At 59.3% G+C, this 22,700-nt stretch carries 27 protein-coding genes; 15 read left to right on the forward strand and 12 right to left on the reverse strand.

From position 1 onward, the window contains the following. Positions 1–257: 257 nt before the first annotated feature. The 7 genes from pxpB (at position 258) to BLV81_RS08740 (ending at position 6,102) form a co-directional block, all read left to right on the forward strand. Positions 258–911, forward strand: a complete 654-nt coding sequence (gene pxpB / locus BLV81_RS08710; RefSeq protein ID WP_092354468.1) for a 5-oxoprolinase subunit PxpB — start codon at positions 258–260, stop codon at positions 909–911. Beyond that, positions 908–1,885, forward strand: coding sequence for a 5-oxoprolinase subunit C family protein (locus BLV81_RS08715; RefSeq protein WP_092354470.1), 978 nt, complete (start codon positions 908–910; stop codon positions 1,883–1,885). The genes pxpB and BLV81_RS08715 overlap by 4 nt, the downstream gene beginning before the upstream one ends. Before the next feature lie 9 nt (positions 1,886–1,894). Beyond that, positions 1,895–2,710, forward strand: a complete 816-nt coding sequence (pxpA, locus tag BLV81_RS08720) for a 5-oxoprolinase subunit PxpA (RefSeq protein WP_092354472.1) — start codon at positions 1,895–1,897, stop codon at positions 2,708–2,710. A 72-nt stretch (positions 2,711–2,782) separates the two neighbouring features. Then, on the forward strand, positions 2,783–3,502 hold the full coding sequence (locus tag BLV81_RS08725) for a DUF969 domain-containing protein (protein WP_092354474.1): 720 nt from the start codon (positions 2,783–2,785) through the stop codon (positions 3,500–3,502). Then, positions 3,499–4,485, forward strand: coding sequence for a DUF979 domain-containing protein (locus BLV81_RS08730; protein ID WP_092354476.1), 987 nt, complete (start codon positions 3,499–3,501; stop codon positions 4,483–4,485). The genes BLV81_RS08725 and BLV81_RS08730 overlap by 4 nt, the downstream gene beginning before the upstream one ends. Before the next feature lie 9 nt (positions 4,486–4,494). Further along, positions 4,495–5,505, forward strand: coding sequence for a DUF2891 domain-containing protein (locus BLV81_RS08735; protein WP_092354478.1), 1,011 nt, complete (start codon positions 4,495–4,497; stop codon positions 5,503–5,505). A gap of 180 nt (positions 5,506–5,685) precedes the next feature. Next, entirely contained in the window at positions 5,686–6,102 is a 417-nt protein-coding gene (locus tag BLV81_RS08740; RefSeq protein ID WP_092354480.1) for a F0F1 ATP synthase subunit epsilon, read from the forward strand. A gap of 43 nt (positions 6,103–6,145) precedes the next feature. On the opposite strand, the gene BLV81_RS08745 is transcribed toward BLV81_RS08740, so the two are convergent. The 4 genes from BLV81_RS08745 to BLV81_RS08760 all read right to left on the reverse strand — a co-directional run bounded on the left by BLV81_RS08745 (position 6,146) and on the right by BLV81_RS08760 (position 9,166). Continuing rightward, entirely contained in the window at positions 6,146–6,772 is a 627-nt protein-coding gene (locus BLV81_RS08745) for an SH3 domain-containing protein (protein ID WP_092354482.1), read from the reverse strand. 231 nt (positions 6,773–7,003) lie between these two features. Beyond that, entirely contained in the window at positions 7,004–8,023 is a 1,020-nt protein-coding gene (gene lipA / locus BLV81_RS08750; RefSeq protein WP_092354484.1) for a lipoyl synthase, read from the reverse strand. 38 nt (positions 8,024–8,061) lie between these two features. Further along, positions 8,062–8,736, reverse strand: coding sequence for a lipoyl(octanoyl) transferase LipB (gene lipB, locus BLV81_RS08755; protein ID WP_092354486.1), 675 nt, complete (start codon positions 8,734–8,736; stop codon positions 8,062–8,064). Positions 8,737–8,857: 121 nt separating this feature from the next. Then, entirely contained in the window at positions 8,858–9,166 is a 309-nt protein-coding gene (locus BLV81_RS08760) for a DUF2917 domain-containing protein (protein WP_092354487.1), read from the reverse strand. A gap of 159 nt (positions 9,167–9,325) precedes the next feature. Between BLV81_RS08760 and gcvA the strand changes: the two genes are divergently transcribed. Further along, a complete protein-coding gene (gene gcvA, locus BLV81_RS08765) occupies positions 9,326–10,255 on the forward strand; it encodes a transcriptional regulator GcvA (RefSeq protein WP_092354489.1) in 930 nt (309 codons plus the stop codon). A 14-nt stretch (positions 10,256–10,269) separates the two neighbouring features. Here gcvA and BLV81_RS08770 read toward each other — a convergent pair whose 3' ends face one another. Together BLV81_RS08770 and BLV81_RS08775 are read right to left on the reverse strand one after the other, a co-directional pair. Next, positions 10,270–10,551, reverse strand: coding sequence for a DUF493 family protein (locus BLV81_RS08770; protein WP_092354491.1), 282 nt, complete (start codon positions 10,549–10,551; stop codon positions 10,270–10,272). 195 nt (positions 10,552–10,746) lie between these two features. Then, positions 10,747–11,604, reverse strand: a complete 858-nt coding sequence (locus BLV81_RS08775; RefSeq protein WP_092354492.1) for a D-amino acid aminotransferase — start codon at positions 11,602–11,604, stop codon at positions 10,747–10,749. 181 nt (positions 11,605–11,785) lie between these two features. Here BLV81_RS08775 and BLV81_RS08780 point away from each other — a divergent pair, with 181 nt between their 5' ends. Both BLV81_RS08780 and ycaO read left to right on the forward strand, forming a co-directional pair. Further along, a complete protein-coding gene (locus BLV81_RS08780) occupies positions 11,786–12,358 on the forward strand; it encodes a DNA-3-methyladenine glycosylase I (protein WP_092354494.1) in 573 nt (190 codons plus the stop codon). Positions 12,359–12,535: 177 nt separating this feature from the next. After that, on the forward strand, positions 12,536–14,266 hold the full coding sequence (gene ycaO / locus BLV81_RS08785; RefSeq protein WP_092354496.1) for a 30S ribosomal protein S12 methylthiotransferase accessory factor YcaO: 1,731 nt from the start codon (positions 12,536–12,538) through the stop codon (positions 14,264–14,266). A gap of 65 nt (positions 14,267–14,331) precedes the next feature. Here the strand turns inward: ycaO and BLV81_RS08790 are convergent, their stop codons facing one another. Then, positions 14,332–14,727, reverse strand: coding sequence for a PIN domain-containing protein (locus BLV81_RS08790; protein ID WP_092354498.1), 396 nt, complete (start codon positions 14,725–14,727; stop codon positions 14,332–14,334). Next, positions 14,724–15,023 (reverse strand): AbrB/MazE/SpoVT family DNA-binding domain-containing protein, encoded by a 300-nt coding sequence (locus BLV81_RS08795; RefSeq protein ID WP_369823842.1) that lies wholly within the window; start codon positions 15,021–15,023, stop codon positions 14,724–14,726. The genes BLV81_RS08790 and BLV81_RS08795 overlap by 4 nt, the downstream gene beginning before the upstream one ends. A 92-nt stretch (positions 15,024–15,115) precedes the next feature. Between BLV81_RS08795 and BLV81_RS08800 the strand changes: the two genes are divergently transcribed. Continuing rightward, positions 15,116–15,835, forward strand: coding sequence for a pseudouridine synthase (locus BLV81_RS08800; protein ID WP_092354501.1), 720 nt, complete (start codon positions 15,116–15,118; stop codon positions 15,833–15,835). Between the two features lie 62 nt (positions 15,836–15,897). Here BLV81_RS08800 and argB read toward each other — a convergent pair whose 3' ends face one another. Further along, positions 15,898–16,800: an acetylglutamate kinase gene (gene argB, locus BLV81_RS08805; RefSeq protein WP_038493964.1), complete on the reverse strand. Its 903-nt coding sequence runs from the start codon at positions 16,798–16,800 to the stop codon at positions 15,898–15,900. 253 nt (positions 16,801–17,053) lie between these two features. Between argB and BLV81_RS08810 the strand changes: the two genes are divergently transcribed. Next, entirely contained in the window at positions 17,054–17,260 is a 207-nt protein-coding gene (locus BLV81_RS08810) for a cysteine-rich CWC family protein (RefSeq protein WP_092354503.1), read from the forward strand. Here the strand turns inward: BLV81_RS08810 and BLV81_RS08815 are convergent. From BLV81_RS08815 to BLV81_RS08825, 3 genes are read right to left on the reverse strand one after another with little or no spacing between them, the layout of a single operon-like run. Beyond that, positions 17,257–17,949 carry an SPOR domain-containing protein gene (locus tag BLV81_RS08815; RefSeq protein ID WP_092354505.1) on the reverse strand — a complete coding sequence of 231 codons (693 nt, stop codon included), beginning with the start codon at positions 17,947–17,949 and terminating at the stop codon, positions 17,257–17,259. The genes BLV81_RS08810 and BLV81_RS08815 overlap by 4 nt on opposite strands. 7 nt (positions 17,950–17,956) lie before the next feature. Then, the gene (locus tag BLV81_RS08820; protein WP_092354507.1) at positions 17,957–18,733 is read right to left on the reverse strand and encodes a type III pantothenate kinase; all 777 of its coding nucleotides are present in this window, start codon (positions 18,731–18,733) and stop codon (positions 17,957–17,959) included. Positions 18,734–18,736: 3 nt separating this feature from the next. Next, entirely contained in the window at positions 18,737–19,588 is an 852-nt protein-coding gene (locus BLV81_RS08825; RefSeq protein WP_255365072.1) for a biotin--[acetyl-CoA-carboxylase] ligase, read from the reverse strand. Positions 19,589–19,803: 215 nt separating this feature from the next. Between BLV81_RS08825 and BLV81_RS08830 the strand changes: the two genes are divergently transcribed. From BLV81_RS08830 to BLV81_RS08840, 3 genes are read left to right on the forward strand one after another with little or no spacing between them, the layout of a single operon-like run. Then, positions 19,804–20,928, forward strand: coding sequence for an MlaE family ABC transporter permease (locus BLV81_RS08830; RefSeq protein ID WP_092354511.1), 1,125 nt, complete (start codon positions 19,804–19,806; stop codon positions 20,926–20,928). Then, positions 20,928–21,698 (forward strand): ABC transporter ATP-binding protein, encoded by a 771-nt coding sequence (locus tag BLV81_RS08835; protein WP_092354513.1) that lies wholly within the window; start codon positions 20,928–20,930, stop codon positions 21,696–21,698. The genes BLV81_RS08830 and BLV81_RS08835 overlap by 1 nt, the downstream gene beginning before the upstream one ends. Positions 21,699–21,737: 39 nt before the next feature. After that, complete coding sequence (locus tag BLV81_RS08840) at positions 21,738–22,685, forward strand: MlaD family protein (RefSeq protein WP_092354515.1); 948 nt, start codon at positions 21,738–21,740, stop codon at positions 22,683–22,685. Positions 22,686–22,700 lie beyond the last annotated feature (15 nt).

Raw genomic sequence — 22,700 nt, forward strand, 5'->3', positions numbered from 1 at the left:
ACTATTTACACACAATTTATTGACATTTTATTTTTGATGAACGATATTGCCCCTTGATCAAGCTCTTAATAATAAAGAGTAAGCTTGTTGGGGGTAGACTAATTCGGCACGCTGCGACGGCTGCCAACTTGTCCCGCCATTTTCTTTGCAATTCAACGTGTTGTCCGGGGCAGTCGAGGACCGAGTCATGCGCCGCCTTGCGGCACTTCTCTCCATACCGCTACTGCCGACCATTCTGCCGAAGGAAGCCAGCCGCAATGACCCAAGCCGTCATACAAGCCCTTGGCGAAAGCGCCCTGATATTGAATGCAGGGGCCAGCGCTACCTTGGAATGCCAACAGCGCTTGTGGGCCATCGCCGCCAAAGCCGCGCATTGGCCGCAGGTGCGCGACGTTGTCCCGGGCATGAATAACCTGACTATCCTGTTCGATCCGCTGGCGGCCGATGCGCAGCAACTGGCAGATAAACTCCAGAGCGCATGGAACGCCGCCGCCGTCAGCCAGAAGGCTGGGCGCAAAATCGACATTCCGGTGGTCTATGGCGGCGCCAGCGGCCCAGATCTGGAAGAAGTCGCACGTCACACCGGCTTGTCGCCGGCGGAGATCGTCAAACGCCATACGGCGGCTGAATACATTGTCTATTTCATCGGCTTCCAACCGGGCTTTCCTTACCTGGGCGGACTCGATCCGCAGCTGGCCACCCCGCGCCGCAGCGAGCCGCGGCTGGTGGTGCCGGCCGGCTCGGTCGGCATTGGCGGCAGCCAGACCGGGATTTATCCGGCGGCCTCGCCCGGCGGCTGGCAACTGATCGGCCATAGCGCGCTGCAGCTGTTCGATCCTGCCGCCGATCCTCCGACCTTGCTGCAACCGGGCGACCGCGTACGTTTCGTCGCCAGCGAGGTGCTTGCATGATCAAGATCCTGCGCGCCGGACGCATCAATTCAGTCCAGGACATGGGCCGTAGCGGCTTTCGCCATCTCGGCATCTGCCAATCCGGGGCGCTGGACCGCACCGCGCTCGCCATCGCCAATCTGCTGGTAGGCAATCCGCGCGACGCCGCCGCTATCGAATTCACGCTTGGCCCGTGCCAGCTGGAGTTCGGATTCGACTGCCGCATCGCCTTGGGCGGCGCCGATTTCGCGGCGACGCTGGATGGCCGCGCACTGCCGTCATGGTGGAGCGTGCGCGCACGTGCCGGACAAATTCTGAAGCTGGAAGCAGCCCGCCACGGGATGCGCGCTTACCTGGCAGTCGCCGGCGGCATCAATTCCGCAATCCGGCTGGGCTCGCGCGCCACCGATCTGCAGGCCGGCTTTGGCGGCCACGGCGGCCGCGCCTTGACCAAGGGCGACGGCCTGTCTACCGGTGCGCTGAACGACCCGGCCGCGCCGCTGCATACTGCGGCGTCTTTCGGTGTACGGCCGCCCGCCTGGTACCACGCCGACGATACCGAAACACTGGCGATCCGCGTCATACCCGGCCCTGAATACGAGCTGTTCACAGCGGCGGCGAAAAAAGCATTCTGGAACGGCAGCTGGACCTTGACGCCGCAAAGCAATCGCATGGGTTTTCGCCTGAGCGGACCGGAACTGAAGATCAGGAAAGGCAGCGATCTGCTGTCCCATGGCGTGCTGCCGGGCGTAATCCAGGTGCCGCCTGCCGGCCAGCCTATCGTCTTGATGGCGGATGCCCAAACCACCGGCGGCTATCCAAAAATAGGCGTGGTGATCGGCGCCGACCTGGCCAAGCTGGCACAGCTGCGCTTCAATCGCACCATCCAGTTTGTCGAATGCGACGTCGCCCAGGCACGCGAGGAATTGCGCCGGGAAGCGTCGTACCTGCAGCAAATCGAAACCGCGATGCACTGGTTGCGTCCGGCCAAATAGGAACAGACCATGCCCGGCAAAGATAAACGGCAAGATAAACGACGCCAACAGGTCGACCTTAACGCCGACCTCGGTGAACAAAGCAACGGTAGCGACGAAGCATTGCTGGCGCTGGTCAGCTCGGCCAACATCGCTTGCGGCTGGCACGCCGGCAGCGCCTTGATGATGCAGCAATGCGTACGCTGGGCGCTAGCGCGAGGAGTCGCCATCGGCGCCCATCCGAGTTTTCCCGATCGCGACAATTTCGGCCGCACCGAAATGCAGCTTCCGGCCAACGAGATCTACAGCGGCGTGCAGTATCAGATCGGCGCATTGGCGGCAATTGCCGGCGCCCATGGCGCGCAGCTGGCGCACGTCAAGCCGCACGGCGCGCTGTACAACATGGCGGCGCGCGATGCCGCACTGGCCGACACCATCGTCGCCGCGATCCGCGACGTCGATCCGGCGCTGGCCTTGTTCGGCCTGGCCGGCAGCGAGCTGATCGCCGCCGCCCATCGCGCCGGTTTGCAAGCGGTGGAAGAAGTGTTTGCCGACCGCGGCTACATGGCGGACGGCAGCCTGGTCAAGCGCGGCACAGCCGGCGCCCTGATTGAAGACGAAGAGCAGGCATTGGCACAAACCATGCATATGATCCGTGACGGCAAAGTCCATGCGATAGACGGCAGCTGGGCGCCGGTCAACGCGGATACGGTGTGCCTGCACGGCGACGGTGCGCATGCGCTGGCGTTTGCGCAGCGCATCCATGACGAACTGACGCAGCAAGGCATCGCCATCCGTGCGCCTTGGATAGCAACTGCCGACACTCTGTTTCCGCTGCTAGGCTAAGTAATCAATAACACCAGGAAAGCAACAAAACCGGCGGCGCAGCAACGACCGCCTCAACATCAGGAGATAGCAATGACCGTAACAGAATTATTGCCGCTGATCGGCATACCGATTGTGGTGGCAGGCTTTGCCTTGAAATTCAATCCCTTGCTGGTGGTGACCGTGGCGGGTCTTGCGACCGGTCTGTCGGTAGGCATGGATATCGGGACTTTGCTGGAAACTTTTGGCGAAAAATTCGTCAACAGCCGTTCGCTGGCGACCTTTCTGCTGATTTTGCCGGTGATCGGCCTGCTCGAAAGCTATGGCCTGAAAGAAAGGGCGCAGGACTGGATTGCGAGCCTGGCCAACGCCACCTCAGCGCGCATCCTGATGCTGTATTTCGTGTTGCGCCAATTCCTGGGCGCGCTCGGCCTCACCTACATCGGGGGCCAGGCGCAAACCGTACGGCCCTTGCTGGCGCCGATGGTGGAAGGCGCCGCTGTCGCCAAATATGGCGAACTGCCGCTGCCGATCCGCGACAAAATCCGCGCTCACGCTGCCGCTTGCGACAACATTGCTGTGTTCTTCGGCGAAGACATTTTCATCGCCTTCGGCGCAGTGCTGCTGATGGATGCCTTCCTCAAGGAAAACGGCATCACCAATATCGAACCGCTCCATCTCGGCCTGTGGGCTATCCCGACTGCTCTCGCCGCGCTGATCATTCACATGACACGCCTGACCCGGCTCGACGCCAGCATCCGGCGCGATGTCGAAGCCTGGAAAAAAACCGAAGGCCAGGAGGTGGCAGCATGAAGACCCTCCTCACCATCAACGAGATCTATTATCTGGTCGGCATCATCGTCATGCTGCTGGTCGGCATGACACTGCGCGACAAGGGCCATCCGAAACGCCTGACCACGGCGCTGTTCTGGTTTCTGTTTGGCGCGGTGTTCCTGTTTGGCGACATGTTGGTAGCGGGGCTCGGCAAACCGCTGGCCTACCGTGTCATTGGCACCGTGGTCGTGGTGATTTCCCTGATTGCCGGTTTCGGCCTGCTGTCGGCTGGCTCATACAAACAGCGTAGCGCCGAGGAACGCCAGGCATCGGCCAACCGTTTCGGCAACTGGATTTTTCTGCCTGCGTTGTTGATTCCGTTGATCACCGTGCTGTGCACGGTGCTGCTGAAGAATGTATCGATCGGCGGCGTCTTTCTGCTCGACCAGAAACAATTGACGCTGGCGGCGCTATGCGTAGCCAGCGTCTGCGCGATCCTGGCAGGCTGGAAGCTGACTGGCGGCACGCCGTTGCAAGCGGTGCGCGAATCGCGCCGGCTGGTCGACGCCATCGGCTGGGCCGCGATCCTGCCGCAGATGCTGGCGATGCTGGGCGGTGTATTCGTCGCTGCTCAAACTGGCAAATCAGTGCAAGAAGTAGTCACCCTGTTCGTCAACCCAGAAAATCGTTTCATGCTGGTCGTGATTTACTGCGTCGGCATGGCTTTGTTTACCATGATCATGGGTAACGCCTTCGCCGCCTTCCCGGTCATGACCGCCGGCATTGCGTTGCCATTCCTGATCACCGGTCAGCACGCCGATCCGGCGCCGCTGGTTACCATCGGCATGCTGGCCGGTTATTGCGGTACGCTGATGACGCCGATGGCCGCCAACTACAACATCGTGCCGGCTGCGCTGCTGGAGTTGACCGACAAATACAAGGTCATCAAAATACAGATTCCTACGGCCTTGACGCTGCTGACAGCCAACGTGTTGCTGATGTATTTCATCGTATTCCGCTAAGGAGACACCATGCACCTCACTCTTGATCAGGTAGCGGCCTTCGCGCGCTTGCCCTTGCGCTCGCTACGCCACGAATATCCGAATCACATCATGCACGTCTTGAACGGCCCGCAAGATGCGCTGTCGCCGCGCACCCTGCATCCCGTGTTCTACGGCTGCTACGACTGGCATTCGGCAGTGCACGGCTACTGGCTGCTGGCACGCTGCGCCCGCCTGTATCCGACGTTGCCGCAACAGGATGAAATCGCGGCGCTGTTCGACCAGCACTTCACCGCCGCCAACCTGCAGCAGGAGCTGGCGTATTTCCAGGCGCCGGGACGGGTGTCTTTTGAACGCCCGTACGGCTGGGCCTGGATCATGGCGCTGGCGCAGGAACTGGAAACCTGGCAACACCCGAAGGCCAACACCTGGCTGGCGTTCATGGAGCCGCTGGTGGCTGAAATCCGCAGCCGCGTGTTCAGCTATTTCTCCAAGCTCAGTTATGCGATTCGGGTCGGCACGCATTACAACAGTGCGTTTGCCTTGAAACTGATACTCGATTTCGCCCGCCATCGCCAAGACAGCGAACTGGAAAGCGCCGTGGTCAATGCCGCCTGCCGTTATTTCATGAGCGACAGCAATTACCCGGCGCACTACGAACCGGGCGGCGACGAATTCCTGTCGGCGGCGCTGACCGAAGCTTTGCTGATGGCTGACGTGCTTGAAGCAGATGTCTTCGTCGACTGGTTTGCCCAGTATTTGCCGGCGCTGGCCGATATCGACCGCTTGATGAATCCGGCCGAGGTCAGCGACCATAGCGATCCCAAGATCGCCCATCTGAACGGTTTGAACTTGAGCCGCGCCTGGTGCATGAAAAGGATTGCCCGGCGCCTGCCGGAAAACGAACCGGCCGCCGCCACCTTGCTTGCAGCGGCGCGCCGTCACATAGAGGCGGGTCTGCCGCATGTCGTCAGCGGCGAATATGCGGGTGAGCACTGGCTGGCGACATTTGCCATGATGGCGATGGAAACCAGTAACTAGGACAGGTAATCAGTGCGAGGGCGGCGGCCAGCCGCACTAATCCGGTACATGCGCCAGTACATGAGGATTCCGCTAATTTCCTGATTTTTCGGCAAGCCGATCTTGTATCATTGCTTATCATTGTTAGCGCGGGTGATGAGAAACACCCTGATGCTGCACAGTCTAGTTACAGGAACCCGTATGTCGGAAACTCAAGTCGTTGTCGTTAGTCCGGAAGGCGAGCTGTACGCCGGGAGCGCCGGATTGGTTACCCTGCCGGGCATCGCCGGCTCGCTGGGTATCTTGCCCGGCCACACTCCGCTGCTGACTCGCCTGAAGCCGGGCGCAGTCCATATCAAACGCCTGAGCGGCGAAGACGATTTCATTTATGTCGCCGGCGGCTACGCCGAAATCCAGCCACACTCCGTCACCATCTTGGCCGACACCGCGATCCGCGGCAAGGACCTGGACGAAGCCAAAGCCACCTTAGCAAGGCAACAGGCCGAAGAACGTTTGCAGAATCTGGCTTCGAATATCGACTACGCGCTGGCTCAAGCCGAGCTGGCGGAGGCAACTGCACAACTCGCCACGCTGGCGCAGATGCGACGCGGCAAATAAGCTGATCGAGGCACCTCGCTGACGCCCGGCACCTCGTAGCAAATCAACGCGGTTGCAGCGTGATTCCGCCATTCAATGGCCGGCCGCCAGCGCCCGGCGGTTTGCCACCCTGTGTCCGGTTCCCGCCCGGCGGCCTGGTGCCGTGTGGCGGACGATGTCCGCCGCCGAAGCCCGGTTGCGGATGCGGCCGGCCTGGCTTGACTACCGGCGGCTTCAGATGCGGCCTTGGCGGCGGCCGCACAACTATCGGAGGACGCGGCCGGTGCGGGCGATGCGCCCAGTGCGACTGCTGTCTGTACCAGGGACGGTTGCGATAATTCTGCTGCCAATAAGCGCCGAGGGTAAAGGCGATGATCGGCAATCCGATCGCGCTGCCGTAGGTGATCAGGGGTACCTGGCTGCCTTGGTAGGGATAGCTCAGGTTTTGCGCATACACCCAACCCCGATTGCCGTCCGGCAGCGACACATCGCACCAGCTATAGCCGTTGATACAACCGGCCACCGCTACCGGCGTACCGGGACGAAGCTGGGCCACCAGCGGATAATCGCGTGCCGGCCCGGCCCGCAGGTTGACGTTTTTGCTGGTAAATGCCTGCTGCTGGGCGACTGCGGCAACAGGAACGCTGAAGCAAGCGACTGCAATCAACAGCAACAGACGGATGCGAATCATGACCACCTCCAATGGATTGACAATCGAGACTGCGCCCTGCGCGAACGTGGTTAAGAATACATCGAAAATCAGGCGGCAACACGATTGTGCCGCATGCCTGGAAGGCGGATCGGAGTCCGATTTTTGGAGAATGGATAATTCCGGAACCGATGGCGGAGCATTTTGGTAGTGGCATTACCGGTGACGGAGCGGGAGTCTTCCCGGGAAGACTCCCGCTATCGTCTGGCGAAGTTAAGCCGGCATTGACGTCGTGTTCACCACCATGCCGGCATCATGCGCCTGCTGGTCAGCATGGTAAGAACTACGCACCATGGCGCCCACGGCAGCGTGCGCGAAACCCATCTTGTAGGCTTCTTCCTCATACATCTTGAAAACGTCAGGATGCACATAGCGCCGCACCGGCAGGTGATTCCCGCTGGGCATCAGATACTGGCCGATGGTCAGCATGTCGACATCGTGGGCGCGCATGTCGCGCATGACTTGCAGTACTTCTTCATCGGTTTCGCCGAGGCCGACCATGATGCCGGATTTGGTCGGCGTGTTCGGATGTAGCGCCTTGAAGCGTTTCAGCAGGTTCAGCGAATATTCGTAATCCGAACCGGGCCGCGCTTCCTTGTACAGGCGCGGTGCGGTTTCCAGGTTGTGGTTCATCACATCGGGCGGCGCCAGGTTGAGGATTTCCAGCGCGCGATCCATGCGGCCGCGGAAATCCGGCACCAGGATTTCAATACGGGTATTCGGCGACAGCGCGCGTACGCGGCGTATGCATTCGGCGAAATGGCCGGCGCCGCCGTCACGCAAATCGTCGCGGTCGACGCTGGTGATGACGACGTAATTCAATTTCAACGCAGCGATGGTCTTGGCCAGGTTTTCCGGCTCGTTGACATCGAGCGGATCCGGGCGGCCGTGGCCGACATCGCAGAACGGGCAACGGCGGGTGCATTTGTCGCCCATGATCATGAAGGTTGCCGTGCCCTTGCCGAAACACTCGCCGATATTCGGGCAACTGGCTTCTTCGCAGACCGTGACCAGGTTATTAGCGCGCAAGATGTCTTTGATTTCGTAAAACCGCGACGATGGCGAGGCTGCCCTGACGCGTATCCAGTCCGGCTTTTTCAAGGCTTCAATCGGAATAATCTTGATTGGAATGCGCGAGGTCTTGCTGGCGCCTTTTTGCTTTTCGGACGGATTGTAGCTGGCGCTGGCAATGGTGGCTTCGGCAGGCAGCGACGGCGTGGTTTCTGTGGTCATGGTCTAGGCATTTCCTTGCTGGAGTCTCGAAAAAGGACTCAGTTAAAACGGTCTATCAATTTGTGAGCAAGCGCTAACTGCACCTCTGAGAGAGCTATATCAACGCCTAGTGTTTTCATATCGACGGTGGCGAGACCCTCGTAGCCGCATGGATTGATCCAGGAAAAAGGAGCCAGATCCATGCCAACATTGAGCGACACGCCGTGGTAAGTGCAGCCGCTGCCTCTGACTTTCAAGCCTAGGGCGGCGATCTTTGCACCCTGCCAGGCACCATCGGCAATATAAATCCCGGGCGCACCGGCCTTGCGTTCACCAGCCAGATTATACGCTGCCAGCGTGTCGATCACCGCCTGCTCGATACCCTGCACGAATTCGCGGACGAACAAGCGGGCGGCGGGACGGCGGCGGCGCAAGTCCAGCAGCAGGTAAATCACTACCTGACCCGGCCCGTGATAAGTCACCTCGCCGCCGCGGTCGGTCTGTATCACCGGAATCTGGTGCGGCGCCAACACGTGGCTCGGATCGGCTCCCAAACCCAGCGTAAACACCGGCGGGTGCTCGACTATCCACAGCTGGTCTGGCGTATCGGGGGAACGGGCATCGGTAAACGCGCGCATCGCGTCAAAACTGACTTGATAAGGTTCTACGCCGCGCTGAATGATTTGGGGGCTGGGCAGAAGATCTGGGGAAATGGGTTGCTGCGCACTGGACATACCGCAAGTGTACCGAAAATCGGCCGTGGGCGCGCGCCAGCGCGGGCGCCGTCAAGCCGGAATGAGGCTTAACGGCATCCAGTCACGCAATATCTAGGGCCTGTTAACCAATCGGCAAAAATCAGCACGCTGCTGGACTAGCGCCCAGTGGCTTGCTAAAGCCGGCGCGTGCGCTCGATGACGGCAGACGTGTCGACTGCTGCTGGATTTGCACCACGCTGTTGCCTTTGATGGCTTCGATAACGATATGGCTGTCAGCGGCAACGCTCAGGAATTGCCCGGCGGACAACCAGTAATCGTCGCCTTGTCCGGCTACCGTCACCCATACCCGGCCCTGCATGATTTGCAGGGTTTGCGCTACCGGAGCGGTTACCGACATGGCTTGGCCGGTGCCTATGCTCAACGATTCGTTAGCTAATAATTTTCTCATGATGTCACTCCTTGAAACTGCTGGTATATTGGACGCCACATCGCTTGCGACACCGCTTGATATAGACGTTCCTTGTTTCTACAGAGCCATTTTAGGCAATCTACAGACATTAACAAAACGAGTAATTTTCTCCTCCCTTGCTAATTTTCCTCATATAAAATGGCCGATCTCCGAAAATTGCCCAATCTCTCCGCCCTGCGCGCCTTCGAGGCTGCAGCACGCAACGACAGCTTTTCGCGCGCCGCCGAAGAAATCTATGTGACGCCGGGCGCCATCAGCCATCAAATCCGCGCCTTGGAGCAGGAATTGGGTATCATGTTGTTCAGCCGCCACGGCAAGCGCATCACGATCACCGAACAAGGGCAGCGCTTTGCCGCCGTCATCCGTAAATCCCTGAATGAAATCGCGTTTGCGGCCGAAGCCTTGAAGATGGATGCCAAGCAGAAGCGCCTGACGATTTCCGCCCTGCCCTCGTTTGCCGCACGCTGGCTGGCGCCGCGACTATGGAAATTCATCGACCTGCATCCCGATACCGAGGTGGTGCTGCAATCAAGCAGCCACCTCAACGACCTGGAGCGTGAACCTATCGATGTCGGCCTGCGCTACGGCCTGGGCCACTATCCGGGCCTGGTGGTGGAAAAACTGATGGACGATTATTACTATCCGGTGGCCAGCCCGAACTACCGTGGCGGCAACCTGCCGAAAACGCCGCAGGAATTGGAGCAGTGCAGCCTGTTGCGCATGGATACCGAGTCATCGTGGCTGCCATGGTTCGAGGCCGCGGGCATCGATCTGGTGGAACCGACCGGCGGCTTGCTGATCGAGGATGCCTCTATGCTGCTGCGTTCGGCTTCGGATGGCTTGGGGATTGCTTTGACGCGGCACGCGATTGCGCTGCAGGAAATTGCTTCGGGGGAATTGGTGCGTTTGTTCGATGTCGTCGCGCTCTGCCCGCTATCCTATTATTTCGCCTGCACCAAGGAGGCGCTGAGCAAGCCGCAGGTGCAGGCTTTCCATCGCTGGCTGCTGGAAGAGATCAGGACTTTCAAGGCGCAAAGCGAATGGCCCGGAGCACCCGGGCCATCATGATCCGATAAGGATTTTTAAAGCACCATCTTGACCATCGGGTGCGAAGACAGCGCCCGATACAGATTATCCAGCTGCTCGCGGCTGGTGGCGCGGACGGTGGCAGTCAAGCCGGTATAGTTGCCCTTGGACGATGGCCGCACTTCCAGCTTGTCGATATGGAAAGTCGGGTCATGCTGCACCACCACGCCGACCATGGTCGGCGCAAATGCGTCGTGCGTAGGTCCCATGATCTTGATGGGAAAATCGCTTGGGTATTCGATCAGGCTTTCAGCGAGGTTTTCAGTGGGCTCGGTCATGATGGTTGCTCTTTAATAGTGACGCAGGTTGGTAGTTTACTCCCGAAACGGATTCCTGCACTAAAAGCTTATCGGCGACCGGGAATTTGCCGGTACGGCATGTGCCAAAGGAAACAGGGCAGAAAACAACCTGATTTCTGCCCTGCAATGTCTTGCAATACCCGCACCAGCTGTTGCCGCTGCTGCGCTCCCTGATTAAGCCGCCTGAGCTGCCTTGGCCGCCTGATAAGCCTCGTATAACTGCTTGTATATGGGGCCGGGTTCGCCATTTCCAATAGTCTTGCCGTCAATCGACACCACCGGCAGCACTTCCTTGGTAGCTGACGACAACAGCACTTCATCGGCGGCAAACACCTCTTCGCGCGCAATCTTGCGGGCTTCGAACGGAATGCCGCCGGCGGCGCACAATTCCTCGATCAGGCGGTAGCGTATCCCTTCCAGTATCAGATTATCCTTAGGCGGCGCCATCAGTTTGCCGTGTTTGACGATCCAGACATTGGAAGACGACGCTTCGGTCAGCCAGCCATCGCGGAACTGAATCGCCTCCACCACGCCATGCTCGGCAGCATTTTGCGCCGCCAGCACATTGCCCAGCAGGGAAATGGACTTGATCTCACAATGCAGCCAGCGTTGATCCTCCATGGACACGCAAGGCACGCCGCTGGCGCGCAATGCCGCGCTCGGCAGCACCAGCGGATTGGTCATGATGAACACCGTCGGCGTCAGCGCTTCTTTCGGGAACGCATGGCCGCGCTTGGCGACGCCGCGGGTGACATGGATATAGACCATCTGATCGTCCGCCGGATGCGCATCGATCACGTCTTGGATCAATGCCAGCCACTGCTCTTTGTCATGCGGATTTGGAATACTGATCTTTGCCAGACTGCGAAACAGGCGCGCCAGATGATGCTCGGCACGGAATAATTTGCGGCCGTAGATTGGAATCACCTCATATACGCCGTCACCGAAAATGAAGCCGCGGTCGAGTACCGGGATGCGCGCTTCGGACAGCGGGGTCATGCTGCCATTGAGATAGACCAGCGGGTCTTGCATGATCGGATTCCTAAAAAAGTAGAGAGTCCAATTCTGGCACAGCGCCGGGCCGCGGGGTATGCAAAAAAAGTATGCGAATAGGCTTAGAAAGCGCTCCAGCCAGGTGAGATGTTGCCATGATGCGGTAGCATACACATACTTCAACTTCGAGGAACCGCCAAAGTTCCTCCTGCGCCCGACCATGACCACCATCGTTACCCGTTGCGCCTGGGCCAATCCCGCCAATCCTCGTTACCTGGCCTACCACGACGAGGAATGGGGCAAACCCTGCCACGACGAGGTGCAGCTGTTCGAAATGCTTAACCTGGAAGGTGCGCAAGCCGGCCTGAGCTGGGAAACCATTCTCAACAAGCGCGACAACTACCGCCGCGCCTTCGACGGCTGGGACGCTAAAAAAATCGCCCGCTACAACGAGGACAAAGTGGCGTCCCTGCTGGACGACGCCGGCATCGTCCGCAACCGCCTGAAGATTGCCGCCACCATCAGCAACGCCCAGGCCTATCTGCGCCTGCGCACCGAAGTCGGCGGCCTCGATGCTTTCTTATGGGCTTACGTAGATGGCGAGCCGATCCGGAATCAATGGACATTACTTGGCGGCAATCCGGCTAAAACCCCGTTGTCTGACCGCATTTCCAAGGACCTGGGCAAGCGCGGCTTCAAATTTGTCGGCTCCACCATCATTTACGCCTATATGCAGGCGATCGGCATGGTCAACGACCATTGCGTCGAGTGCTTCCGGCACGAGGCCTATTGACACCCTGCAGCAGAGTAATTCCGGGAGTAATGCCGGTTTGGGATGGCTGCGGGCGGTTACACAAGGTATCATCCTGCCATTCCGCGCTGCCACGCCACTATTGTGCAATTGTCATTGCCAGGGCAAGCAGCGTCCGCCTCCCCCATTCTCATTGTCACTCTCACTCCAGGAATCCCCATGCCAACCGAACACTTTATTCCGGGCAAAGATGCCTCGCTAGAATCCTCCATCAGTTCCATGCAAGGCAAGCTGGAGAAGCTGGGCTTTCATATTGAAGAACGGTCATGGCTGAACCCGATTGACGGCGCCTGGTCGGTGCATATCCGCGATCGCGATTGCCCGCTGCTGTTCACCAACGGCAAAGGCGCGTCGGAACAGGCCTCGCGCGCCAGCGCGCTGGGCGAATATTTCGAACGCCTGTCCTGCAATTATTTCTGGACCCACTACTACCTCGGCGAAAAAAACGCCAACGCCGCGTTCGTCCACTATCCGCGCGAGCAATGGTTCAAGCTCAACGACGACGACGAAAGCTGGCCAGCCGGCCTGCTGACGCCGGAACTGCAAAAATTCTACAATCCGGAAGGCACAGTCGACGCCACCACCCTGGTCGATTACAACTCCGGCAATGAAGAGCGCGGCATCTGCGCGATTCCGTACGTGCGCGAGCGCGACGGCGCCACGGTCTGGTTCCCGGTCAATATCATCGGCAACCTGTATGTCAGCAACGGCATGTCGGCCGGCAATACCGCAGCCGAAGCGCGCACCCAGGCGCTGTCTGAAATCTTCGAGCGCGATGTCAAATTCCGCATCATCAAGGAAGGCCTGTGCCTGCCGGACGTACCGGAAGAAGTGATCGCCCGCTACCCGCGCATCGCCGCCGGCATCCGCGAGCTGCGCGCCGCCGGTTTCGGCATCCTGGTGAAAGATGCATCGCTGGGCGGCAAGTATCCGGTGATGAACGTCACCCTGCTCAACCCGCGCGACCAAGGCTGCTTCTCCAGCTTCGGCGCCCATCCGCGCTTCGAAATCGCGCTGGAACGCGCCCTGACCGAATTGCTGCAAGGCCGCGCGCTGGACGCCCTGGACGGCTTCCCTGAACCTGGTTTCGACCTGGAAGAAATCGCCCATTCGCAAAACCTGGAAATCCATTTCGTCGATTCCAGCGGCATCATCAGCTGGAACTTCCTGCGCGCTACGCCCGACTTCGAATTCAGCGACTGGAACTTCAGCAACACCACCGCCGAAGACTACGCCTGGTCGGTCGCCGCCATCCACGCCACCGGCCACGATATCTATATCGCCGATTTCAGCCATCTCGGCGTGTACGCCTGCCGCATCCTGGTGCCCGGCATGTCCGACATCTATCCGGTGGAAGACCTGGAATGGGACAACAGCAGCGTCGGCAACGATATCCGCGAACCTATCCTGTACCTGGCCGATCTCGACGACGACGAATGCGCCGACTTGCTGGAAACGCTGAATGAACTGGGCCTGGCCGACCAGCGTCCGGTGGCCGCCTTGATCGGCCTCGCCGCCGATGCCGGTTCGCTGTGGAAGGAGCTGCGCGTCGGTGAATTGAAAACCCTGCTGGCCTTGGCCATCGGCGATCTCGATGCGGTGCGCGAAGGTTGCGACTGGATTCGTCACTTCAACCAGATCAGCGCCGAACGCCAGCTGGTGTACCGCTGCATCGAAAGCCTGATCGGCCTGGGCGACGCCACTGCTTACGCAGAGTCGTTGCAACACCTGTATAGCGCAGCGACAGTGCGACAGGCGCAAGCTTTGCTGAACCGTGAACAACGCTTCTTCGGCTTGAATGCCCCCGGCCTGAACCTGGAAGGTTGCGAGATGCACCAGCGTTTGCTGGAGGCATATGCCAAGCTGAACGCGGCTAAGCAGCAAGCCTAACTGGCAAACGGCCGGCAATCCGCATGGATTGCCGGTCGCAGCAGGAAACTGGCAGCGCCCTCAGTTCATCCGATCAGCCGCATACCAGCATTCTTTGCAGACTTACTGTCAAAAGTCATTGTGTGCATGCAATTGGCGGCATCGGCAGAACGCTCAATGAGGCAATCTGCGAAGTCGGCATTGGAGCGCGCGTAGACATGCAATGCCCTCAGGACAATCTCTGCATTTTCGACTTTGAACGTCCGTACCCGCAGCAATTTTTCCAATATGGCGACGACCTCATCCTTGGTCGCCTGATAGCATCCTTGCATCACCCATACCAGCTCCACCACCGCGACCAGACTGATAAATCCTGGATCGGTATCGGAAAGCGACTCGATTAATGCTGTAGCCTTTGGCGACTGCTTGGGATCGTCTTGCGCAACATACCTCACCAGGACATTGGTATCCAGTCCGATCATCGTTGACCAGCCCCATGCTGCTCAATGACTTGATTCATCTGTTCGACGCTAACCGTCGCATCGGGTTTGCGCAGCATCCCCTTCAGGGATTGCACTGCTTCAGTGGCAGCAACAAATGCGTACTGTCCTTTCTCAATTTCGACAAACTCAACCCGGCTCCCGGCATCCAGGCCGAGCGCAACCCGCACCGCAGCAGGTATCGTAATTTGACCTTTAGAGGTCACAGTAGCAGTAGACATACCAATCCTTTCAATTTCATTATTCCTTACTTTATAGTAAGGAATATAAAAAATCAAGACCACGCCTCATACGCTATCTGCCATCATAGGCAAACTGCATTCTGGATGCCGCTCTTCCCGTCCTGACGGCATTCTGCTACATTCCCGCCATGCCTAAACTGACCTTAGACCGGATCCTGCAATCGCAGGGCTTCGGCAGCCGAAAATATTGCCGTGAGTTAATTGAAGACGGCGAAGTCGTCATCGGCGGCGTCGCCGTCACCGACTATAAATCCACGCCCGACACCGACGGCCTGGTGTTCACCCTGTTCGAGGAAGAATGGACTTACCGTGAACACATCTATCTCGTGCTCAACAAACCGGCCGATATCGAGTGCTCGCGCAAACCCAGCCATCACCCCGGGGTGCTGAGCATCCTGCCGGAACAGTTCAGCTGGCGCGACGTGCAGCCGGTCGGACGGCTCGACCACGACACCACCGGCTTGCTGCTGATGTCGGACGACGGCAGCTTCATCCATGCCCAGTCGTCGCCCAAGCGGCACGTGCCGAAGTTATACGTTGCCACCACGCACGACCCTGTGACCGAAGAGCTGGTGCAAAGCTTGCTGGCCGGTGTGAAGCTGCATGACGAGCCGCAGACTCTGGCGGCCGTCAGCTGCCGCATCGTGGGCCCGCATGAAATCGAGATCGTGCTGGAACAGGGCAAATATCATCAGGTCAAGCGCATGCTGGCGGCGGCCGGCAATCATTGCTCGGCGTTGCGCCGTACCGCTATCGGCGGCCTGACCCTGGAAGCGCTGGAGCTGGAATTGGGGGAATGGTGCTACCTGGAGCCGGAGCACCTGGCTTTGCTGGTGCCCACCGCGTAGCGCAAAAAAAAAAGCGCAAGACCCGAGTCTTGCGCTTTCCTGGTTCCGGATTTCCGGGGAAATCAGTGCGAGCGGATCATGGTGCCGAACGCCTGTTCGGTCAGCACTTCGAGCAGCAAGGAGTGCTCGATACGGCCATCGATGATGTGCACCGTATTGACGCCCGACTTGGCCGCATCCAATGCCGATGAAATCTTCGGCAGCATGCCGCCGGAGATGGTGCCGTCCTTGAACATTTCATCGATTTCGCGTGCCGACAGATCAGTCACCAGATTGCCTTGCTTATCTTGCACACCAGCAATATTGGTCATCATGATCAGCTTTTCGGCATGCAGGATTTCTGCGATCTTGCCCGCCACGACGTCGGCATTGATGTTGTAGGCCTGGCCGTCGGCGCCAAAGCCGATAGGCGAAATGATGGGAATGAACGCGTCATCCTGCAAGGCTTTGACCACTGCCGGATTGATGGCTTCGATTTCACCGACAAAGCCGATATCGAGGAATTCACCCGGATGCTCGCGGTCCGGCATGCGGTATTTGCGCGCGCGGATCAGGCCGCCGTCCTTGCCGGTCAGGCCGACTGCCTGGCCGCCGTAGTGGTTGATCAGCATCACGATATCCTGCTGCACTTCGCCGCCCAGCACCCACTCCACCACTTCCATGGTTTCTTCGTCGGTGATCCGCATGCCTTGCACGAAGGTGCCTTGCTTGCCGATTTTCTTCAGGGCATTGTCGATTTGCGGGCCGCCGCCATGCACCACTACCGGGTTCATGCCGACCAGTTTCAACAAAATCACGTCGCGCGCGAAGCCGTGCTTCAGGCGCTCCTCGGTCATTGCATTGCCGCCGTATTTGACGACAATGGTTTTACCGTGGAACTGACGGATGTACGGTAACGCCTCGGCCAGAATTTCAGCTTTGATTCCTGGGGCAACGTTGGCTAGATCGTTGGTCAAATCGGCCATGAACAGTCCTACAAGAGAGGTTCTGAGCTTGTCAGAAGAAAGTAAAAAGGTGCAAAGACTGCAACTCGGGGGAGTTAAAAATCGCTGCGGGAAGGATCAGCGCGATTTTACATGGAAATGCGCTTGCTTAGGTGTGGCGAGCGCGCCAATAATCTTGCAATGGCGCATAGCGATGTTGCGTAAACACACCAATGTGCGGATGATGCCCGTTCCCCCGCGTACAACATGCACTTGCATTCAAAGGATAAACGGAATGGCGCAATGCCCCGCCTGTCAGCAACAGTTTTCCTGTGGCGCCGGCCAGCATGCGGATCAGCCTTGCTGGTGCAGCCTGCTGCCGCCGCTGGCCAGCACCGGGTCGGCGGCGACGGAATGCTATTGCCCCGACTGCCTGCGACGCCTGCTTCGGCAACAGAAAACGGCTGACGCTGTGCCCGATGGCAAACCATTGCATGGCTAGGAACCAGGGCAGCTGCGCACTTCCTGGCCAGGAAAATCCAGTCTGATCTGGTCGAACGCGATCTTGGCGTCGCCGCCCAGATCGTGCAGCTGGAATGCCACTTTGCTGGAGCTCACGGTACGCGTACCGACCTTGGCGCCGCTCAGGCCGCGCTTGGCCAGGCTGGCGACCTGCTTTTGCGCAGCTTCATCGGTTTTGAAAATGCCCAATGAAATGCCATAGCGCAGCGCGCTGGAATCCTGTATCACGAAGAAGTCGCTGATCCCGAGCCGGCGTACTTCGTCAGCCTTTTTATCGGCCGCTTCCTTGCTGCCCAGCGACGGCAGATACACCATGTGGCTGGCGACTTCCTGCGTTTCGCGGCGGACAAATTTGATGGCCGGCGTGCGCTCCGCCAGCTGGCTCGAAAAACGCCGGGCTTCGGCCGCAGTGAAATTGCCGATTTCGGTGCAAGCCGCCACCGGCGCCAGGTCGGCTGCGGCTGGCGCTACCGATGCTGCGCTGGCGAGCGCCGCCGATGCGGCTGGAGCGGCCTCGGCCACCGTCATTTTGATTTTATCCGCCTGCAACTGCTTGCTGATGCGGGTCGGCTCCCGGCCATCGCTGTAGAGCGCGCCGAGATAGCCTTTTTGCATGGCGAACAAGGTCGCATTCGCCAGTAACAGCAGCCAGAAAATGATTTTCAACATGGTCTTTTTAAAGTGTTGCTGCAGCAGTTTGCAGACCGATCAATACCAGATTATCAACTGTTTCATGCACTATGGACAAATACGGCGCGATTAAAGCCGCCGAGCCGCCGGCCACGATGCAACAGATGCGTGTGCCCGGCGCTTGCTGGCTGTGCAGTGCGAACGCCCGTTCGATGGCGCCGACCTGCGCATTGATGCAACCGCTGATGATAGCGTCATCGGTATTATCGGCAAACAAGGTATTTACATGCACGTGATCGGTGATGTGCGGTAATTGCGCGGTGCTGCGCGCCAGCGAGGTCGCCATCAAACCCAGTCCCGGCAGGATCATGCCGCCGGTAAATACACCGTCTGCACTGACCGCGTCAATCGTGGTGGCGGTGCCGCAGGTGGCGACAATCAAGGCTTGCTGCGGAAATAGCCGTTGCGCGCCCAGCGCCGCGGCAAAGCGGTCGCATCCCAATTGCGCAGGATCGCGATAGGCGTTGCGCAGACCTGCCAGTTGCGGCAACGAGGCGAACCAGTGAGGCCGTATGGCGCTGCCAAAAACAGTTTCCAGCAAGGTCTGCAAGCGTTCCTGCGTACGTTCGCCGGCCACATTGGAAACCACTATGCGCGTCACCGCCAGTTTGCGCCAGCGCGCGCTCAGCGTCACCAGTTCGCTATGCGTCGCCGAGCCGCTTTCCAGCCATGCGCCGGGCAAGCCGCCGACGCCAGGTTCGGGCAGCGCCGCAAGCGCCCATTTGATGCGGGTATTGCCGACATCTATCAACAACATGGCCATGGTTCAGCCTTCCTTCGGGCGTAATGAAATATCGCCGGCCATGATGGCGAGCGGGCTGTCGCCAGCATCAGTTTGCAACAACAAGCGCCCGATCTGGTCGATGCCCAGCGCCCGGCCTTCGTGCAATGTCTTGCCCTGATCCAGGATCAGCACCTGCTGGCCGGCAAACGCATGCAGCCGATTCCAGCGTTCGACAAAAGCCGCCAGGCCCTCGCTTTCGAATTGACGCATGTTTTGCGCCAGTCCGCTCAATAACGATCCAAGCAACAGCTCGCGATCCTGCGCTGCCGGCAGCGGCAGATTGGCGGCAGGACGGCCGATTTGTTCTTGCAATTGCTGCGGCATGGCGAGATTGATGCCGATGCCGATCACAGCCCACAGTTGCCGGTCGGGCGCGGTGGCGGTTTCGATCAGGATGCCGGCCAGCTTACGGCCCTTGTGCAAGACGTCGTTCGGCCATTTCAATTGCACCTCGACCCCGAAATCGGCCAGGATCTCGGCGATCGTCGCGCCCACCGCCAGCGGCAAACCGACCAATGCCTGCAACGGTGCGGCAAACGGCCAGGCCAGCGAAAAGGTCAACGCGGCCGAGGGCGCCGTCAGCCAGGTGCGGCCGGCGCGGCCGCGGCCGGCAGTTTGCGTCTGCGCCACCAGCAAGGTCGGCGCGGTCAGAGCGTTCAACGTACGGGAATGCACGCCGCCGGCGATGCGCGCCAGCAGATCGGCATTGGTGGAACCGGTCTCGGCCACTACTTCGATCCGGCATTGCTCGGCGCGATGGCCGGCAAATGCCGTGATGCGGGCGGCCGACAAATGGCTGGCGAGCGGAATTGGTGCAATAAATTGTGCAGTCATGCCGCGCATTGTAGCGGGAGTTATGGCGAAATGCGGAATGCGCTTCACGGGATTACAAGCAAAAACACAATAAAACAGCCTGCGGACTAACCCTATGGCATATTTCTCCGCGAGGCGTTACCGCGAGGCGTTAATTCGCTTAGCCGATCGCTTCCCCGGCCGGTTTTATCATTACTGCAATAGTGCAAATAGCAATTCTCCCTTAAACTGATGCGATGCCGAATCCAGACACCACCACTCCCGTTCTCGATATTAAAGATGGCAGCCTGGTTGCCGCAAGCGGCGACTGGCAGGTGCATGCCTTGACGCAGCCGGGGGTGATCAAGGCCCTGCAAGCTAAATTGGGAACATTGTCCAGGCAAACCGATCCCTTGCGCTGGGATCTGTCGGATATCGGCAGGCTGGACCATATCGGCGCGCAATTATTGTGGAACGCCTGGGGTAAAACGCGTCCGAAGCAATTGACTGTAGCGCCGCAACACCGCGATTTCTTCCAGCGCCTGGCCAGCGCCGGCACTTTGGCATTGCCGCCCAAGCCCCCGCGGCGCCGCGTGTTCAATGCCATCTACGACATGGGCAACGCTGCCCTGAATCACGTGACCGGCTTTATCACTCTGCTGGGACAACTGCTGCTGGATTTCCTGCGCATGGTGCAAGTGCCGCAGCGCGCGCCCTGGAAAGAGATTTCCGCCAATGTCTATCATGTCGGCTACCAGGCATTGGGAATTACCGCGCTGGTCGGCTTTCTGATCGGCGTGGTGCTGTCGTTTTTATCGGCACAGCAACTGCATACCTTTGGCGGCGATATCTACCTGGTGAATATCCTCGGCATGAGCATCATCCGCGAACTGGGGCCGCTGCTGGCGGCGATCCTGGTGGCCGGCCGCTCGGGCTCGGCGATCACCGCGCAGCTGGGCGTGATGCGCGTCACCGAAGAACTCGATGCCATGCTGGTGATGGGCTTGCCGCATGGCTTCAGGCTGGTTTTGCCGCGCGTACTGGCGTTGCTGGTGGCAATGCCCTTGCTGGTGATCTGGACCGATGCGGTTGCGCTCCTGGGCGGGATGACAGCCGCGCAATTGCAACTGGGTTTGTCGCCCACCTATTTCCTGCAACAGTTGCCGAATGCGGTGCCGTTGCCCAATTATCTGATCGGCCTCGGCAAAGGCGCAGTGTTCGGCGGCTTGATTGCGATGGTGGCCTGCTATTTCGGCCTGCGCGTCGAACCCAACACGGAAAGCCTGGGACATGGCACCACCGCTTCGGTGGTGACCGCCATCACCATCGTCATCGTCGCCGACGCCGTGTTTGCGATTATTTTCAGAAGCGTGGGATTCTGATGGCAGAGCAAACAGCCGTCATCGAAATCGACAAGCTCTGGACCCAGTTCGGCCAGACGGTGATTCACCAGGATCTGGACCTGCGCATAGCCGCCGGCGAAATCGTCGGCCTGGTGGGCGGCTCCGGTTCCGGCAAGACCACGCTGGTGCGGCAGATATTGGGGCTGAACCGGCCGACCAAAGGCAGGGTGACAGTGTTCGGCACCGATATCAGCCAGGCCGATGTCGAACAAATGTATGCGCTGCAAAATCGCTGGGGCATGCTGTTTCAGCAAGGCGCCTTGTTTTCGGCATTGACCGTGCTGGATAACGTGGCGTTGCCGATGCGCGAGCTGCGCGCCTTGCCGGATCAGCTGATCAGGGACGCGGCCTTGCTCAAGCTGCAGATGGCCGGGATCGGTCCCGAACACGCGCTGAAAATGCCGTCCGACCTCTCCGGCGGCATGACCAAGCGGGTGGCGTTGGCAAGAGCGCTGGCGCTGGAACCGGAATTGCTGTTTCTCGATGAGCCCACGGCCGGGCTCGATCCGGCATCGTCGGCCGCCTTTATCGAACTGATCCGGTCGCTGCACAAAGACCTGCGCCTGACCGTAGTGATGATCACCCACGATCTGGAACCGCTGCTGGCCTTGTCGACCAAGATTGCGGTACTGGCGGACAAACACGTGATCGCCTACGACACACCGGAGCGCGTCATGAAAGTACGCCATCCGTTCATTGAAACATTTTTTCTCACCGCCAACCGTTTTGAGCATGACACTTGCGGATGATATGCAAATATGATGCGGAAAGCGTAGATAGGAAATCTTATGGAAAATAAAGCGCATGCGCTGCTTGCCGGACTGTTCACGGTCGCCTTGCTGATCGCGGCGATATTCGGCGTCATGTGGTTCAACAGCGACCGGGTGCAACGGGTTCCTTACGAGATCGCCACCAAGTTGTCGGTGCCGGGACTCAATCCGCAAGCCGATGTCCGCTATCGCGGCCTGGATGCCGGCAAGGTCGATGCGATCACCTTCGATCCCAAGACGCCGGGCCAGATCCTGATCCAGATCAAGCTCAATCCGGACACGCCGATGACGCAATCCACCTATGCCACCCTGGGTTATCAGGGGGTGACCGGAATTGCCTACATCCAGCTGGACGACGATGGCAGCACGCCGCTCAAGCTCGACAGCAGCAAGCAACACCTGGCACGCATAGAATTGCGTCCAAGCCTGTTCGACAATCTGCAGACTAAAGGTGCGGTGATCTTGTCGCGCGCCAACGAGATGGTCGACAAGCTGAATGGCTTGCTGGACTCCGAGAATCAGAAAACCATGTTGCAAGCATTCAGCGATGTCAGCCAGACCGCCGTTGAATATCGCGGCATTCCGCAGCAGTTGCAGCCGACCTTGCGCCAGTTGCCGGCCCTGACCGCGCAAATGAACCAGGCGCTGACATCGATCACGGCGCTCTCCAGCAACATGACTGTGCTTAGCAAGAACCTCAATACCCTCACCGCCAGCCTGCAAGGGCCGGACGGTGCTGTCGCCAATCTGGCCGGTGCGGCGCAACACATCGGCTCGGTAGCCAACGGCGTCGAATACGATACGCTGCCGCGTTTCAATACCCTGAGCACGGAAGCGCGCTCATCGATGCGCACGCTGAACCAGACGCTGGACCAGCTCAAGCAGCAACCGCAAAGTATTCTGTTTGGCAGCAAGGCCCTGCCCCCCGGACCTGGGGAAGCGGGTTTTGTCGCTCCAGGAAAATAACCCTTAAAGGCAAGC

Origin of the sequence: Collimonas sp. OK242, assembly GCF_900107095.1 — a bacterium.
In the GTDB taxonomy this organism is placed as follows: Bacteria; Pseudomonadota; Gammaproteobacteria; order Burkholderiales; family Burkholderiaceae_D; genus Collimonas.